Raw genomic sequence first — 15347 nt, 5'->3', positions numbered from 1 at the left:
CATGGATCATTTCGACTACCGGGACGGCGTCCTGCACGGCGAGGATGTCGACCTCACGCACATCGCCGACGCGTTCGGCACGCCCTGCTACGTCTATTCCAAGGCCACCCTGGCGCGCCACTTCCGCGCCTATACCGAGGCACTGGGCGGCCATCCCCACCTGATCTGCTATGCCGTCAAGGCCAACGCCAACCTGGCGGTGCTGGGCCTGCTGGCACGCCTCGGCGCCGGCTTCGATATCGTCTCGGTGGGCGAACTGGAGCGCGTGCTGACCGCCGGCGGCGACCCCGCCAAGGTTGTCTTCTCCGGCGTCGCCAAGCAGGAGAACGAACTGGCCCGGGCACTGGAGGTCGGCATCAAGTGCTTCAATGTCGAATCCCGGGCCGAGCTGGAACGCCTCGATGCCGTGGCCCGGGGGCTCGGCAAGGTGGCGCCGGTGTCGCTGCGCGTCAATCCGGATGTCGACGCCGGCACCCACCCTTATATTTCCACCGGTCTGAAGGACAACAAGTTCGGTATCCCGGTGGACGAGGCCTTCGAGGTCTATCGTCAGGCCGCCGCGCTGGAAAACGTGCGCGTCGCCGGCCTGGACTGTCATATCGGCTCCCAGCTCACCGAACTCTCGCCGTTCCTCGACGCCCTGGACCGCCTGCTGACTCTGCTCGAGCGCCTGCGCGATGCCGGCATCGAGGTCGAGCATCTCGACCTGGGCGGGGGGCTGGGCGTGCCCTATCAGGACGAGAACCCTCCCCAGCCCTTCGACTACGCCACCTCGCTGCTCGAACGGCTGTCGCGCTGGCCGGGCAGCGAGCGGTTGACACTGCTGTTCGAACCGGGGCGTTCCATCGCCGCCAACGCCGGCGTCCTGCTGACCCGGGTGGAATTCCTCAAGCCCGGCGAAACCAAGAACTTCGCCATCGTCGACGCTGCCATGAATGACCTGATTCGCCCGGCGCTCTATCAAGCCTGGCAGGCGATCCTGCCGGTGGATACCCGCCCGACGCGAGAGGCCGACACCTACGATGTGGTCGGCCCGGTCTGCGAGACCGGCGATTTCCTCGGCAAGGAACGCCGTCTCGCCATCGCCGCCGGCGATTTGCTGGCGGTGCGCTCCGCTGGCGCCTACGGTTTCGTCATGGCCTCGAACTACAATAGCCGTCCGCGTCCTCCCGAAGTGATGGTGGACGGGGACCGCGTTCACCTGGTGCGCCGCCGCGAGCGCCTCGAGGATCTCTGGGCCGGTGAATCAACGCTGCCGGACGACGCAACGACCGGGGGAGACTCGCCCTGATGTTGCTGCAGTTCACCAAGATGCACGGCCTGGGCAACGACTTCATGGTCGTCGACCTGGTCACCCAGCGAGCCAGGTTGCGCGACGAGCAGATCCGCAGCCTGGCCGACCGGCGTTTCGGCATCGGTTTCGACCAGCTGCTGGTGGTCGAGCCACCCCGTGACCCGGACATGGACTTCCGCTACCGCATCTATAATGCCGACGGCAGCGAGGTGGAAAACTGCGGCAACGGCGCGCGGTGCTTCGCGCGCTTCGTGCTCGACCAGCGCCTGACCCACAAGCGGGAAATTCGCGTCGAGACCGCCGGCGGCCCGCTGACCCTGGTCGTCGGCGATGACGACCATGTCAGCGTGGACATGGGCAGGCCACGCTTCGCACCGCAGGACCTGCCCTTCGAGGCCGATGGCGAGCGCCCCTTGCACGACCTGGAGGTGGACGGACAACGCCTTTCGATCGGCGTGGCCTCGCTGGGCAACCCCCATGCGGTGCTGCGCGTGGATGACGTGGCAATCGCCCCGGTCGCGACCCTGGGCCCGGCCATCGAGGGCCATCCGCGCTTTCCCCGGCGCGTCAATGCGGGCTTCATGCAGGTCGTGTCTTCCCACGAGATACGCCTGAGGGTCTACGAGCGGGGCAGCGGCGAGACTCTGGCCTGCGGCACCGGCGCCTGCGCCGCCGTGGCCTGCGGTATTCGCCAGGGCCTGCTCGAGAGCCCGGTCACCGTGCATCTGCCCGGCGGCCAACTGAGGATCGACTGGCCCGACGCCGGGGCGAACCTGATCATGACAGGTCCCGCCGAGCGCATCTTCGAGGGACGCGTGGCCATCAACTGATGCCCAGGCCCGACAGCCACACCAAGGAGAACCCGCCATGACTCGAGCCGCTCCCGAGCCGCGCAAGACCCTGGACCCGGATGTCGTGGCCCAGTGGCTGGCCCGGCACCCCGACTTCTTCGTCGGCCGTGAAGGCCTGTTGCAGCAACTCCGGGTACCTCACCCCGAGGCCCGGGGGGCGACCTCCCTGCTCGAACGCCTGGTGGCCGACCTGCGCAGTCGCGCCGAGCATGCCGAGGGCCGCCTCGAGCAGCTGCTGGACTCCGCCCGTCACAACGAGGCCCAGTATCGTCGCACGCGAGAGCTGGTCCTGGCGCTGCTGGAAGCCGAGGATGGCGATGCTCTGGGGCAGGCCCTGGCCACTCAGTTGAGCGAGCACTTCCAGACACCGGCGGTGGCCCTCTGGTGCTCGCCCAGCCTCACCGACCGCGAGCCCCAGCCACCTCAACCGCCGCGCCATGTCCTCGACGACCATACGGCACAGCGCCTGTCCGCCCTGCTCGACGACCGCACCAGCCGCTGCACCCGGCTGACGCGTTCCGACTGGCAACGCCTGCTGCCCCATGCCACGCCACCCGAGAAGAGTGGCTCCTGCGCCCTGACACGACTCGCGGTGGGTGAGCCCGTGGGCTATCTGGTGCTGGCCAGCCCCGCGTCGGATCACTTCCGCGCCAGCATGGACACCCTGTTCACCGAATATGTCGGGGATGTGATGGCCCGGCTGCTGGTGCGATTGACGCCACCGGATCATGGCTAGGCTCCTTGACGCCTCGACGCCGCTCGGGCGAGAGGCGAACGCCTTTCTCGAGGCCCTTGCCCGCACCGCCAGTCCGGCCACGGTGGACGCCTACCGTCGCGACCTGGCGGCGTTGCTCGAGTTTCTCGAGCGGCATGACGTCGAGGACCCCGCCGCCCTGGACGCCGCGCTGCTGCGTCGCTTCCTCGGTGGCGAGCGAGCGAGGGGCCTGGCCCCGCGTAGCCTGGCGCGGCGCCGCGCGGCCCTGTCGCGCTTCGCCGAGCACCTGATGGCCCAGGGGCACCTGGATCACAACCCGGCATCGCTGGTCCGCACGCCGCGCGTGCCCCGCGATCTTCCCCGCCCCGTGGATGTGGATGCCCTGGCGCACTTTCTCGACACGCCCCATGATGGCTCGCCCCTGGCGTGCCGCGACCAGGCCATGCTGGAACTCTTCTATTCCAGCGGCCTGCGCCTGGCCGAACTGGCCGCCCTCGATCTCGACGACCTCCATGCCCAGCGGGTTCACGTACTCGGCAAGGGACGCAAGCCTCGCCAGGTGCCGGTAGGTCGACGCGCCGATCAGGCCCTCACGGCCTGGTTGTCGCTGCGGGGTGCCCTGGCCGCCGACGGCGAATCGGCCCTGTTCGTCGGCGCCCGAGGCCACCGCCTCGGCCATCGGGCGATCCAGCAACGCCTGAGGCAACTGGCGCTCACCCGAGGGCTCGCGGAGCATCTGCATCCACATCGGCTGCGCCACTCCTTCGCCAGCCATCTGCTCGAATCCAGCCAGGATCTGCGCGCGGTTCAGGAACTGCTCGGCCACGCCAACCTTTCCACTACCCAGGTCTATACGCGACTCGACTGGCAACACCTGGCGGCCGGCTACGACGCCGCCCACCCTCGTGCCCGCCGTCGACGCGACACCGACGACACATGACGCGATATCTCGATACCCGGCTCCGCGCCCTGACCTTCGACCTCGACGACACCCTCTGGGACAACCAGGGCGTGATGGCCCGCACCGAGGAGGCACACTACGCCTGGCTCGACGAACAGCTGGCCGACTGGCTGGCCCACCATGACGGCGAGTGCCGGCGATTCTCGGCGGCCATGCCCATCGAGCGCTATCAGGCCCACCGCCAGCACCTGGCCAAGGCGCATCCACTGCGCCGCGGCGACTTCACCTGGATACGCGAGCGTGCCCTGGTCGACCTGCTGGAGGCGTTCGGCCTGTCGCGGGCGTCGGCCTGGCTCTGGGCCTCGCGCACCATGGCACGCTTCCATGCCCTGCGTCTGGAGGTCTCGCCCTATCCCGAGACGGAACCGATGCTCGAAACCCTCGCACAGCGGTTCCGCCTGGGGGCCATCACCAACGGCAACCTGGCCTTCCATCGATTGGCGCTGTCGCGTCACTTCGACGTGGTCATCGCTGCCGGCGAGATGCCGGCCCCCAAGCCCGACGCCCGCCCCTTCCTTGCGACGCTCAGCCGCCTGGGCGCGACACCGGCCCAGGCACTGCACGTGGGCGATTCCTGGCAGGAGGACATCCTGCCGGCGCTCCGGCTGGGCATGCAGGCAGCCTGGATCGCCCCGCACGCCCCGGCCGACACGCCCATGCCCGCGGGCACGTATCGGCTGGAGCATGTCAGGGAACTACCGGACCTGCTGGAGTGGATGGAGCGGGAGCAGGACATCGCCACGGGAGACTAACTGGCTGATGAAAACAGCAGGCCAAAAACACAGCGCCTCTGCACGACACCGACCTCCGGAGGCAGGTGTAGCGAGGGTCATCCGCCATGGATGGCGGATGTAGCGCCCAGGGAAGGGTTCACAGCGCCCTCACGAAAGCCTGCCTCCGGATGCCCCAATGCACTAGCTGGTAGGTGTTTCGCTCAGCAACCAGTCGTCGAGGCGCTGATGCACCTCGTCGACGCCTTGCTTCTTGAGCGCCGAGAACAACTGGATGGAAACCAGGTCCTCCCACTCGCGCAGCTGGGACCGCACCTGCTGCAGGGCGTTCTTGGCGGCGCCGCTCTTCAGCTTGTCGGCCTTGGTCAGCAGGATGTGCACGGGCATGTCCTGCTCATCGGCCCACCCCAGCATGGTCTGATCGAATTCGGTGAGCGGATGACGCACGTCCATCAGCAGCACCAGGCCACGCAACGAGGCGCGACGTTGCAGGTAATCGGCCAGATGGCGTTGCCACTCCAGCTTGACGGAATCGGGTACCTTGGCATACCCATAACCAGGCAGGTCGACCAGACGGAGCTCGGTGTCGTCTCCCAGCGTGAAGAAGTTGATCAACTGGGTTCGGCCGGGTGTCTTGGAAGTTCGTGCCAAGGCCTTCTGACGAGTCAGGACGTTGATGGCACTGGACTTTCCGGCGTTGGAGCGGCCAGCGAAGGCGACCTCGGCACCCGTGTCCGTCGGGCATTTCGCCAGGGTCGGCGCACTGGTGAGAAAACGGGCGGCCTGGTAATTGAGTCGCGACATGGCAGATCCTGATGTTGGTCGAGGAAAGCGTGAAACGGTGTCGTTTCCGCGTTCCGGGGGCTCCGTTATACTGCAGCATCATGTGTCTGCGACCCGGGCATCGAGATTATATCACCGGGTCCGCGCCGACGACGACCGGCGAGGCAAGTGTCGAAACCATAATAATCCGGACGCCCCGGCGGCCGGGACAAGACAACGACATAAGTGGAACAGCGATGAGACAGCTACTGGCAAGCCTGGTCATGTTCATGGCCGCATGGAACGCCGTCGCGGCGGACACCGTCATGGAAGCGGATACCGCTGCCGGCCGCGAAAAGGCCGCCCCCTGCGCCGCCTGCCACGGCCAGACCGGCGTCAGCCCCTCCGGCCTGTTTCCCAACCTCGCCGGCCAGAAGGCCACTTACCTGGTCAAGCAACTCGAGGAAATCCGCGACGGCGACCGCCAGGTGCCGCAGATGACCGGACAACTGGACGACTTTTCCGATCAGGACATCCGCAATGTGGCGGCCTTCTACGCCGAGCAGACACCGGAACTGGGTCAGGCCGACCCGGACGAGGCCCTGGTGGCCCACGGTCGCGAGCTCTACCGCGCCGGCGATCTGGAACGCGGCCTGCCCGCCTGCAGTGCCTGTCATACGCCCACCGGGGCCGGCATCGGCAGCGCCGCCTATCCGGCGTTGTCGGGCCAGAAGACCGACTATACCATCGCCGCACTGAAGGCCTTCGCCGAGGGGAGTCGCGACAACGACCCCAACGGTATCATGCGTGACATCGCTGCCAGGTTGAGCGAACGTGACATGAATGCCCTGGCGAATTATGTGCTCGGCCTGCATTGAGGAAACACTGCTTAAATGCCTGCGCATGCAAATCGCTTCGTTGCGCGGTGCTCGAAAGCTCGCCTAACCCCTCGTTATGTCTCGCTTTCTGTGCTCCGTGCGCCTTGCGCTTCACTATGCTCGGCGATTTATTCAGTATTTCCTTGAGTCCGGCATCGCCGCCGCGCAGGATCGACTCGAATGCGGCTCATGGGGAACCCCCGCGCCGTGTCGGACTCCAAGCCGGCGATGCCACCCTGATGGCTGACCCTGGAACCTGAATCACGCAAGGAGAGATTCGCATCATGCTCAAGTCCCTGATGGTCGCGCTGGCGGGCCTCGGCCTGTCCACCATCGCCACTGCCGCTCCCCTCGTGGAAGGCCAGCATTACAGCACCCTGGACGAGCCGGTGAAGACCCACGTCGAGGATGGCAAGATCGAGGTCACCGAGGCATTCTGGTACGGCTGCCCGCACTGCTATGACCTGGAAGACACGCTCAATGCCTGGGTCGATGGACTGCCCGACGACGTCGTATTCGAGCGCATGCCGGCTACCATGGGCGGTGCCTGGAACAAGCACGCCGCCGCCTTCTACGCCGCCAGGGAGCTGGGCATCCAGCAGGACCTGCATGCCGATTTCTTCGATGCCATCCATGAGCAGGACCGCCAGTTGACCGAACCCGAGGCGGTCGCGGCCTTCTTCAGCGATTACGGCGTCAGCGAGGACGAGGCCCTGGAAGCACTGAACTCTTTCGGCGTGAAGAGCCAGGTCAACCAGGCCCACGCGCGCATGCGCAACATGCAGCTGATGGGCGTACCGGCACTGATCATCGATGGCCGCTACGTGGTGACGCCGAGCAGCGCCGGCAGCCTCGACAACATGCCCCGGATCGCCGGTGACCTGGTGGACAAGGTGCGCGAGGAGCGAGCGAACTGACGATGGGATCGTCCCTGGCCGAGGCACGATGGCCGGCCCTCGAGGATGGCCATCTCAAGCTGCTGACCTTCAATCTTCAGGTAGGCATCCAGACCTCGGCCTACCATCATTACCTCACGCGTAGCTGGCAGCATCTGCTGCCGCACCCGCAACGACTCAAGCGGCTCGACATGATCGGCGAGGTGTTGAGTCGCTTCGACGTCGTCGGCCTCCAGGAAGTCGACGGCGGCAGCTTCCGCTCGGGTCGCGTCAATCAGGTCGAGTACCTGGCCAGCCGCGCCGGCTTTCCCCATCACTTCCAGCAACTCAACCGCAACCTGGGCCAGCTCGCCCAGCACAGCAACGGCCTGCTGTCGAGGTTGACGCCCCGGCACATCGAAGAGCACAGCCTGCCCGGCCCGATGCCCGGACGAGGGGCCATCCATGCCCGTTTCGGCGACGGCCCGGACGCCCTGCACCTGTTTGTCGCGCACCTGGCATTGAGCCACCGCGCCCGGGTGCGCCAGCTCGACTATCTCAGCGAGCTGGTCCAGCCACTGCGCCATGTGGTGGTGATGGGGGACCTAAACTGCACGCCGGACCAGTTGCACGCCCATTCGCGTTTCCGCGACTCGTTGCCGTTGCATCCCGTTCGACCGGCGCTCAGCTATCCGTCCTGGCAGCCGCGCCGTGCCCTGGACCACATCCTGCTGTCCGACTCCCTGCAGGCCGACCGCGTCGAGGTGCTGGAGCACCTGTTCTCCGACCACCTGCCGGTAGCGATCGATGTGTGTCTGCCGGATGCCTGTCGCGATACCTTGCTGAACCGCGACACGCCTGCCTGATACCAAGATTGACCCAGGGCATCGCCTTCAAGCTTTGTCGCTCGGGCTGATCCGTCGACAGATCCCACTGCAATAGCCCTAAAGGTTAATCCGCCTCGCCTGACAGAATCTCGCCCTTTCCCGTATAGTCTGCGTTGACTGCGTCGGCGCGTCGCGCCGGTTCGACGCCAATGGCTGCCCAGCGAGAACCTCATGTCCCAAACACGCGAGTTGCCGCGCCTCCTCGCCCGGCTAGATCATCTCTCCGAATGGCTCGGCAGGAGCCTGTCATGGCTGATCCTGGCCATGATGCTGATCCAGTTCCTGATCGTGGTGCTGCGCTATGCCTTCAGCATCAACAGCATTCCCATGCAGGAATCGGTGATGTACCTGCACGCCACGGTCTTCATGCTCGCCGCTGCCTACACCCTGCGCCATGACGGCCATGTGCGAGTGGACATCTTCTACCGAGGCATGTCGGCCCGTCGCAAGGCGCTGGTCGATCTGCTCGGCACCCTGCTGCTGTTGCTGCCGGTGATGGTCTTCACGATCCTCGTCAGCCTCGGCTATGTGGGCAAGTCCTGGGCGATTCTCGAGGGCTCGCCCGACTCCGGCGGCATTCCCGGCGTCTTTCTGCTCAAGACGCTGATCCCGCTGTTCGCCATCCTGATGAGCCTGCAGGGTCTGGTAGAGGCCGGCCGCAATGTCCTGATCCTGACGGGGCGACTCGATCCCGACGACGACACCCCGAACCACGAGGAGCACCTGTGATGCTGGAATTCATGCCGCTGGTGCTGTTCGCGGTCATCTGCACCGTGCTGATGTTCGGCTATCCGGTTGCCCTGTCTCTGGCCGGGACTGCCCTGGCCTTCGCCGGCATGGGTTTCGGGCTCGAGGCCCTGGGCATCGACGCCAATTTCGACGGTGGCTACCTGTCCGCCTTCCCCAACCGCCTCTACGGCATCATGACCAACCAGACACTGCTGGCGGTGCCGCTTTTCGTGTTGATGGGCGTGCTGCTGGAGAAATCCCGGGTCGCCGAGACCCTGCTCGACGCCATGGCGCTGCTGTTCGGCTCGTTGCGCGGCGGGCTCGGTATCTCGGTGACTCTGGTCGGCATGCTGCTGGCGGCCTCCACCGGTATCGTCGGCGCCACCGTGGTGACCATGGGCCTGATGTCGCTGCCGACCATGCTCAAGCGTCACTACAGCCCTTCGCTGGCCACCGGCACCATCTGTGCCACCGGCACCCTGGGACAGATCATTCCCCCCTCCATCGCCCTGGTGCTGCTCGGCGACGTGCTGTCCTCGGCCTATCAACAGGCCCAGTTGTCCATGGGCATCTTCAGCCCCAAGACGGTATCGGTGGGCGACCTCTTCATGGGCGCCCTGGTGCCGGGCCTGATTCTGGTCGTGCTGTATATCGCTTATGTCACCGTCATTGCCTGGCTCAAGCCAAGCGCCGCACCGGCCGCCGACCGTCAGGAATTGATGGCGGAGCTCGGCCACGAAGGCGGGCTGGGCTGGCTGTTGCTGAAAGGGCTGGTGCCGCCCATCGTGCTGATCGTGGTGGTACTCGGCTCGATTCTCGGCGGCTTCGCCACGCCCACCGAGGCCTCGGCGGTCGGGGCCTTCGGCGCCCTGACGCTGGCCCTGGCCTATCGCCGCCTGGATCTGGCCACCCTCCGGGAGGCGCTCCGCTCCACGGCCAACGTCACCACCATGGTCTTCCTGATCCTGATCGGTGCGGCACTGTTCTCGCTGGTCTTCCGCGCCTATGGCGGTGAAGAGCTGGTGACGCATCTTTTCGAGAACATGCCCGGCGGGGTCGTCGGCGCGACGCTGGTCGTCATGCTGGTGATCTTCCTGCTCGGCTTCATTCTCGACTTCATCGAAATCACCTTCGTGGTGGTGCCGATCGTCGGCCCGATCCTGCTGGCCATGGGCCTGGATCCCATCTGGCTGGGCATCATGATCGCCATCAACCTGCAGACATCATTCCTCACGCCGCCCTTCGGTTTTGCGCTCTTCTACCTGCGCGGCGTGGCACCGGATTCGGTGGCAACCTCATCCATCTACCGAGGGGTCATTCCCTTCATCTTGATCCAGTTGGGCATGCTGCTGGCCCTGGCGTTCTTCCCGGAACTGGCCACCTGGCTGCCCGATCAGTTCTGAGCCAGGGCAGAGCATGGACAAGGGACAGACGGTCCAACGCTCGCGGCCGGCTATAGTGTCCCGGGCGAGCTTCATCACGAGGCAGGGATACATCACCTGTCTGACCCTGGCCCACAAGGGCCTCTCCGCAAGGCAAACAACACCAACAAGGGGAGCATTCACATGCAACCGAAAGCACTCGTCATGGCCATGGCCGGCGTCGGCCTGACCCTGGCCGCCGGCGCCACCCAGGCCCAGGAAACCTTCGAATGGAAGCTGGTGACCTCCTGGCCGAAGAACTTTCCCGGCGTCGGCCAGGGCCCCGAGCGCCTCGCCAAGCTGGTCGAGGAAATGTCCGATGGTCGACTGCAGATCGAGGTCTTCGGTGCCGGCCAACTGGTACCCGGCTTCGAGGTCTTCGATGCCGTCTCCGAGGGTACCGCCGAGATCGGCCATTCCGCCTCCTACTACTGGAAGGGCAAGGCACCGGCGGCACAGTTCTTCGCCGCCGTCCCCTTCGGCATGAACGCTCAGGAGATGAACGCCTGGCTGCATTACGGCGACGGCCTCGAGCTGTGGAACGAGCTCTATGCCGACTTCGGCGTCGACGTCATGGCGGCCGGTGCCTCCGGCGTGCAGATGGGCGGCTGGTACAACAAGGAAATCAACTCGGTCGACGACCTGGACGGCCTGAAGATGCGCATGCCGGGCCTGGGCGGCGAGGTCATGAACCGCATGGGCGTGGCCATCGTCAACATGCCGGGCGGCGAGATCTTCACGTCCCTGCAATCCGGCGCCATCGACGCCACCGAGTGGATCGGTCCCTACAACGACCTGGCCTTCGGCCTGCATCAGGCCGCCGACTATTACTATTACCCGGGCTGGCACGAGCCGACGGTGATGTTCGAGGCCATCATCAACGAAGAAGCCATGGCCTCGCTGCCATCGGATCTGCAGGCCATCCTGCGCACCGCCGTGCGCGACGTGAACCAGGACGTGCTCGACGAGTACACCGCGCGCAACAACGATGCCCTGCAGACCCTGATCAACGAGCACGACGTCGAACTGCGCCGCCTGCCGGACGATGTCCTCGCCGAAGCCCAGAAGCACTCTGCCGACGTGGTCGCCGAACTGGCCGAGTCCAGCGACATGGCGAGCAAGATCCACGACTCCTATCGGGCTTTCCAGGACAAGGTGGTGAACTATCACGCCATCTCCGAGCAGGCCTACTACAACGCCCGCAACCCGGACGGCGATACCACCCAGTAGCCGCTGGCCGTCACGCTTCCACGGGCCACCTTCGGGTGGCCCGTCGCGTTGCCGACATGGCCGGCACCCGGCCGTGTACAGTATGCTGAATGCCACTTTCGGCGACTCCCGACAGCACGGACAACGCGACCATGCCAGCCTCGAAGACTCTTCCTCATACCCTGACCATTGCCGGCTCCGACCCGTCCGGCGGTGCCGGCCTGCAAGGCGATATCAAGACCCTCTCTGCCCTGGGCACCTATGCCACCAACGTCATCACCGCGGTGATCGCCCAGAACACCCAGGGGGTGGCCCGGGTGCATCCAGTAGCCGCCGCGGCGATCGGCGAGCAGCTCGACAACCTGCTCGACGACGTGCGTATCGACGCCGTGAAGATCGGCATGGTGGCCAGTCGCGAGGTGGCCGAGACGATCGGTGCGGCCCTGAGCCGCCATCGCCCGCGCTGGATCGTGCTCGACCCGGTGATGGTCGCCAAGAGTGGCGACATCCTGGTGGACAATGCCGGCATCGGCGCGGTGCGCGACATCCTGGTGCCGCTGGCCGACGTGATCACGCCCAACCTGCCGGAAGCCGCCGTGCTGCTCGATACCCGAGCGCCCCGCAGCCCCGATGCCATGGAAACCATGCTCCCCGGCCTGCAGGCACTCTCGGTCCCCTATGTGCTGCTCAAGGGGGGGCACCTGCCGGGCGAGGCATGCCCCGACCTGCTGGCCACGCCCACCGACAGCGCCTGGCTGCCGGCCCCGCGCATCGATACCGACAACCTGCACGGCACCGGCTGTGCGCTCTCTTCCGCCATCACCGCGCACCTGGCGCACCTGCCGACAGACGCCGGCCACACCGAGGTCGTCGCCGCCATCGGCGAAGCCAAGCAATGGCTGCATCGCGCCCTGGACGCCAGCCACCGCCTCGCGGTGGGCCACGGCCGAGGCCCGGTGCACCACTTTCACGCCTGGTGGTGACGCCCGTCACTTGCACGGGGCGCCGGGGCCACCCATCCTGAAGGTCTCTCCCGGCATCAAGAGGGCTGTGCCATGACCCGCACCCTGCTGTTCGCCTGCGACCTCTCCGCCGAGAACCGTGCCGCCTTCGCCCGAGCCATTCGACTGGCCGGCGAGACAGGTGCGCGTCTCGACATCGTCCACGTGCTCGACCCCTATCTGCCGAGGCGGGTACTGCATGACCTCGAGGAAGCCGTGGTGACGGACATCGGGGTCACCCTCACCGATATCCGCGAGGACTACGCCCTGGCCGAACCGGCCAGCCTGATCCAGACCGTGGCCGGTGCTCCCTATGCCGAGATCATTCGCGAGGCCCACGAGCGCGAAGCGGACATGATCATCCTCGGTGCCCACCGCAAGCGTGGCCATCCCGATCTCGTGCACGGCACCACCCTGGCCAGGGTCCTGCGCAGCGCCCCCTGTCCGGTACTCTCCGTCAGCCAGCCTGCCAACCGTGACTGGAACGACATCCTGGTTCCGGTGGATTTCTCGCTGACCTCGCGACATACCCTGCGCGAGACCCTCAAGCGCTTTCCCGAAGGCCGCCTGACACTGCTGCACGCCTGGAACATTCCCGGCGAACGGGAGCTCGGCTCCGACACCGGTTACGCACGCTGGCGAGACCACGAGGTCGAACGTCTGAGACGCCACCTGGAGCAGGAAACCGAACAACTGATGGCCGAACTCGACGACGTGCCGGAACTCACCCTCGAGCTGCAACAGGGCGAACCACTGGAAGTGCTGATGACGCAGCTGCGACGGCAGTCGCCGGACCTGCTGGCCCTGGGCAGCCGCGGCCAGCTGGGGCGCCACAGTCAGATCACCGAACGTCTGCTGGCCGAGCCCCATTGCGATATCATGCTGTGCCGACCCTGGTGATGCCCTGAACGACCCGGCAGAGCTATCGGACGCCCTGCTGGGTCGCCGAACCGTGGCCATGCTAGGCTCTCGGGCGATACCCCAGCCGCCCGGAGTTCGCCCCATGAAAGCCCTGATCCAGCGCGTCAGCCACGCCAGTGTCAGCGTCGACAATGAATGTGTCGGCGCCATCGAGCATGGCCTGCTGGCCTTGATCGGTGTGGAGCGGGAAGACGACGAGGCCCGAGCCGATCGACTCCTGCACAAGCTGCTGCACTATCGCGTCTTCGCCGACGAAGCGGGCCGCATGAACCACAACCTGCAACAGGCCGACGGTAGCCTGCTGCTGATTTCGCAATTCACGCTCGCCGCCGACACCCGCAAGGGATTGCGTCCCGGCTTTTCCAGCGCCGCGCCACCGGATGACGGCGAGCGTCTCTTCCAGTACCTCGTCGAACGGGCCCGGGGCACCTGGCCCCACGTGGCCACCGGCAGATTCGGCGCCGACATGCAGGTATCCCTGGTCAACGATGGCCCCGTGACCTTCCTGCTCGAGAGTCGTTGACCTTCTCCCTATCGCACGTCACTCGAACCTGCCGATAACCACGGAATCGCCGAATCGGCCGTCATCCCGGCATGTCGTCATCGACCCCTCCTTTAGTTGTACACAAAATTCATGGAAATATATTACACAAAGTGGACAATGGGCCCTGGATAAATTGTGTACAAAAACAAGCGGTGATTGTCCTCATGCCAGATTCCGGCCACAGCACTTCCGTTTTCGAATTCCGGGGGCGCCCCCCCATGACACGCGCCCTGCCCCTTTCGCTCCAGCATATCCTGGCAATGATCATGGGCACGGTCACCGTCCCCATCATCGTCGCCGGTACCGTGGGGGCGAGCCTCGAAGAAAAGATGCTGCTGATCCAGATCTCGCTGCTCGCCTCCGGGATATCGACGCTGCTGCAGCTCTACGGCATCCGACGCTTCGGTGCCCGGCTGCCTACCATTTTCGGGGTCGGCTTCGCCTATGTGCCGACCCTGACGGCAGTGGGTGCCCAGTATGGCCTGGGAGGCATCCTCGGCGCCCAGATCATCGGTGGGGGGGCCATGATCCTGGTGGGGCTCTTCATTCACCGCATTCGTCACTTCTTCCCACCGGTGGTCGCCGGTACCGTGGTGCTGGTGATCGGTCTGTCGCTCTATGACATTGCCGTCAACTACATGGCGGGAGGTATCGGCCAGCCCGGTTTCGGCGAGCCTCGCCAGTGGCTGGTGGCGCTCCTCACCCTGGTGGTGGTACTGGTCGTCTCGCAGTTCGCGCGCGGTTTTCTCAAGCTCTCGGCGATCATCTGCGGCATCCTGGTGGGCTATGTCCTGGCATTGGCGATGGGCATGGTGGATTTTGCCCCGGTCCGCGACGCCAACTGGTTCAGCGCACCGACGTTGATGCCTTTCGAGCTGGCCTTTCATCCCGCGGCCATTCTTTCCATGGTGATCATCTGCGTGATCAACTCGGTACAGACCATCGGCGACCTCTCGGCCACCACGGTGGGCGGCATGGATCGCGAACTGGATCGCAAGGAACTCGCCGGCGGACTGCTCGGCAATGGCCTGTGCACCGCCGTGGGTTCGGTGTTCGGTGCCCTGCCGACCGCCTCGTTCAGCCAGAACGTCGGCATCGTGGCCATGACCAAGGTCATCAGCCGCACGGTGCTGGCTCTCGCCGCCATCTTCATCCTGCTGGCCGGCCTGATGCCCAAGTTCGGTGCCCTGATGACCACCATTCCCTATCCGGTACTCGGTGGCGCGACCATCACCGTCTTCGGCATGATCACCATGACCGGTATCCAGTTGCTGATTCGCGACGAGCTGTCATCCCGCAACGTCACCATCGTCAGCCTGGCCCTGGCACTGAGCCTGGGCATCTACGCTGCCCCGGACGCCATCGCCGGCCTGCCACAGATGCTGCAACTGGTGCTCGGCGGTTCGCCCATCGTGGTGGCGGCCCTGGTCTCGATCACCCTGAACCTGATCCTGCCGCGTCGCAGTCTCGACGACGAGCGCCGCGAGCGGGAAGCGATTGCCGAACAGATGCGTGATGAACCCGGCCCCACCTCGCCCCGTCGGGAGGCCGGTCGCGCCTCATCCTGA

At 65.7% G+C, this 15347-nt stretch carries 16 protein-coding genes; 15 read left to right on the top strand and 1 reads right to left on the bottom strand.

All coding sequences use genetic code 11. From position 1 onward, the window contains the following. Position 1: 1 nt before the first annotated feature. Genes lysA through LU493_RS04280 form a run of 5 tightly spaced genes read left to right on the top strand, consistent with a single transcriptional unit; the run spans position 2 to position 4573 of the window. Positions 2 to 1291 carry a diaminopimelate decarboxylase gene (gene lysA / locus LU493_RS04300; protein ID WP_275286558.1) on the top strand — a complete coding sequence of 430 codons (1290 nt, stop codon included), beginning with the start codon at positions 2 to 4 and terminating at the stop codon, positions 1289 to 1291. Then, on the top strand, positions 1291 to 2124 hold the full coding sequence (gene dapF / locus LU493_RS04295; protein WP_275286557.1) for a diaminopimelate epimerase: 834 nt from the start codon (positions 1291 to 1293) through the stop codon (positions 2122 to 2124). Before lysA ends, dapF begins: the two co-directional genes overlap by 1 nt. A 37-nt stretch (positions 2125 to 2161) precedes the next feature. Continuing rightward, positions 2162 to 2881 carry a DUF484 family protein gene (locus LU493_RS04290; protein WP_275286556.1) on the top strand — a complete coding sequence of 240 codons (720 nt, stop codon included), beginning with the start codon at positions 2162 to 2164 and terminating at the stop codon, positions 2879 to 2881. Then, positions 2874 to 3800 carry a tyrosine recombinase XerC gene (locus LU493_RS04285; RefSeq protein WP_275286555.1) on the top strand — a complete coding sequence of 309 codons (927 nt, stop codon included), beginning with the start codon at positions 2874 to 2876 and terminating at the stop codon, positions 3798 to 3800. The genes LU493_RS04290 and LU493_RS04285 overlap by 8 nt, the downstream gene beginning before the upstream one ends. Further along, positions 3797 to 4573, top strand: coding sequence for an HAD family hydrolase (locus LU493_RS04280; RefSeq protein WP_275286554.1), 777 nt, complete (start codon positions 3797 to 3799; stop codon positions 4571 to 4573). Before LU493_RS04285 ends, LU493_RS04280 begins: the two co-directional genes overlap by 4 nt. Before the next feature lie 162 nt (positions 4574 to 4735). Here the strand turns inward: LU493_RS04280 and yihA are convergent, their stop codons facing one another. Further along, positions 4736 to 5356 carry a ribosome biogenesis GTP-binding protein YihA/YsxC gene (yihA, locus tag LU493_RS04275; RefSeq protein WP_275286553.1) on the bottom strand — a complete coding sequence of 207 codons (621 nt, stop codon included), beginning with the start codon at positions 5354 to 5356 and terminating at the stop codon, positions 4736 to 4738. A 215-nt stretch (positions 5357 to 5571) separates the two neighbouring features. Between yihA and LU493_RS04270 the strand changes: the two genes are divergently transcribed. From LU493_RS04270 to LU493_RS04225, 10 genes are all read left to right on the top strand, one after another. Next, positions 5572 to 6192: a c-type cytochrome gene (locus LU493_RS04270; protein ID WP_275286552.1), complete on the top strand. Its 621-nt coding sequence runs from the start codon at positions 5572 to 5574 to the stop codon at positions 6190 to 6192. Positions 6193 to 6476: 284 nt separating this feature from the next. Next, positions 6477 to 7109 (top strand): thiol:disulfide interchange protein DsbA/DsbL, encoded by a 633-nt coding sequence (locus LU493_RS04265; RefSeq protein ID WP_275286551.1) that lies wholly within the window; start codon positions 6477 to 6479, stop codon positions 7107 to 7109. Between the two features lie 2 nt (positions 7110 to 7111). Beyond that, positions 7112 to 7933: an endonuclease/exonuclease/phosphatase family protein gene (locus LU493_RS04260; protein ID WP_275286550.1), complete on the top strand. Its 822-nt coding sequence runs from the start codon at positions 7112 to 7114 to the stop codon at positions 7931 to 7933. A 192-nt stretch (positions 7934 to 8125) separates the two neighbouring features. Continuing rightward, entirely contained in the window at positions 8126 to 8683 is a 558-nt protein-coding gene (locus LU493_RS04255; protein WP_275286549.1) for a TRAP transporter small permease subunit, read from the top strand. Continuing rightward, on the top strand, positions 8683 to 10086 hold the full coding sequence (locus LU493_RS04250) for a TRAP transporter large permease (protein ID WP_275286548.1): 1404 nt from the start codon (positions 8683 to 8685) through the stop codon (positions 10084 to 10086). The genes LU493_RS04255 and LU493_RS04250 overlap by 1 nt, the downstream gene beginning before the upstream one ends. Before the next feature lie 162 nt (positions 10087 to 10248). Further along, positions 10249 to 11334 (top strand): TRAP transporter substrate-binding protein, encoded by a 1086-nt coding sequence (locus tag LU493_RS04245; protein WP_275286547.1) that lies wholly within the window; start codon positions 10249 to 10251, stop codon positions 11332 to 11334. Between the two features lie 131 nt (positions 11335 to 11465). Then, positions 11466 to 12296, top strand: a complete 831-nt coding sequence (gene thiD, locus LU493_RS04240; RefSeq protein WP_275286546.1) for a bifunctional hydroxymethylpyrimidine kinase/phosphomethylpyrimidine kinase — start codon at positions 11466 to 11468, stop codon at positions 12294 to 12296. A gap of 72 nt (positions 12297 to 12368) precedes the next feature. Beyond that, positions 12369 to 13214: a universal stress protein gene (locus LU493_RS04235; protein WP_275286545.1), complete on the top strand. Its 846-nt coding sequence runs from the start codon at positions 12369 to 12371 to the stop codon at positions 13212 to 13214. Positions 13215 to 13317: 103 nt separating this feature from the next. Then, positions 13318 to 13758, top strand: coding sequence for a D-aminoacyl-tRNA deacylase (dtd, locus tag LU493_RS04230; protein ID WP_275286544.1), 441 nt, complete (start codon positions 13318 to 13320; stop codon positions 13756 to 13758). A 239-nt stretch (positions 13759 to 13997) separates the two neighbouring features. Next, on the top strand, positions 13998 to 15347 hold the full coding sequence (locus LU493_RS04225; protein ID WP_343076079.1) for a uracil-xanthine permease family protein: 1350 nt from the start codon (positions 13998 to 14000) through the stop codon (positions 15345 to 15347).

Origin of the sequence: Halomonas elongata (assembly GCF_029081005.1) — a bacterium.
GTDB lineage: Bacteria > Pseudomonadota > Gammaproteobacteria > Pseudomonadales > Halomonadaceae > Halomonas > Halomonas elongata_B.
Note: the sequence above shows the minus strand (reverse complement) of the source record. Positions and strands in the feature narration are given on the sequence as shown.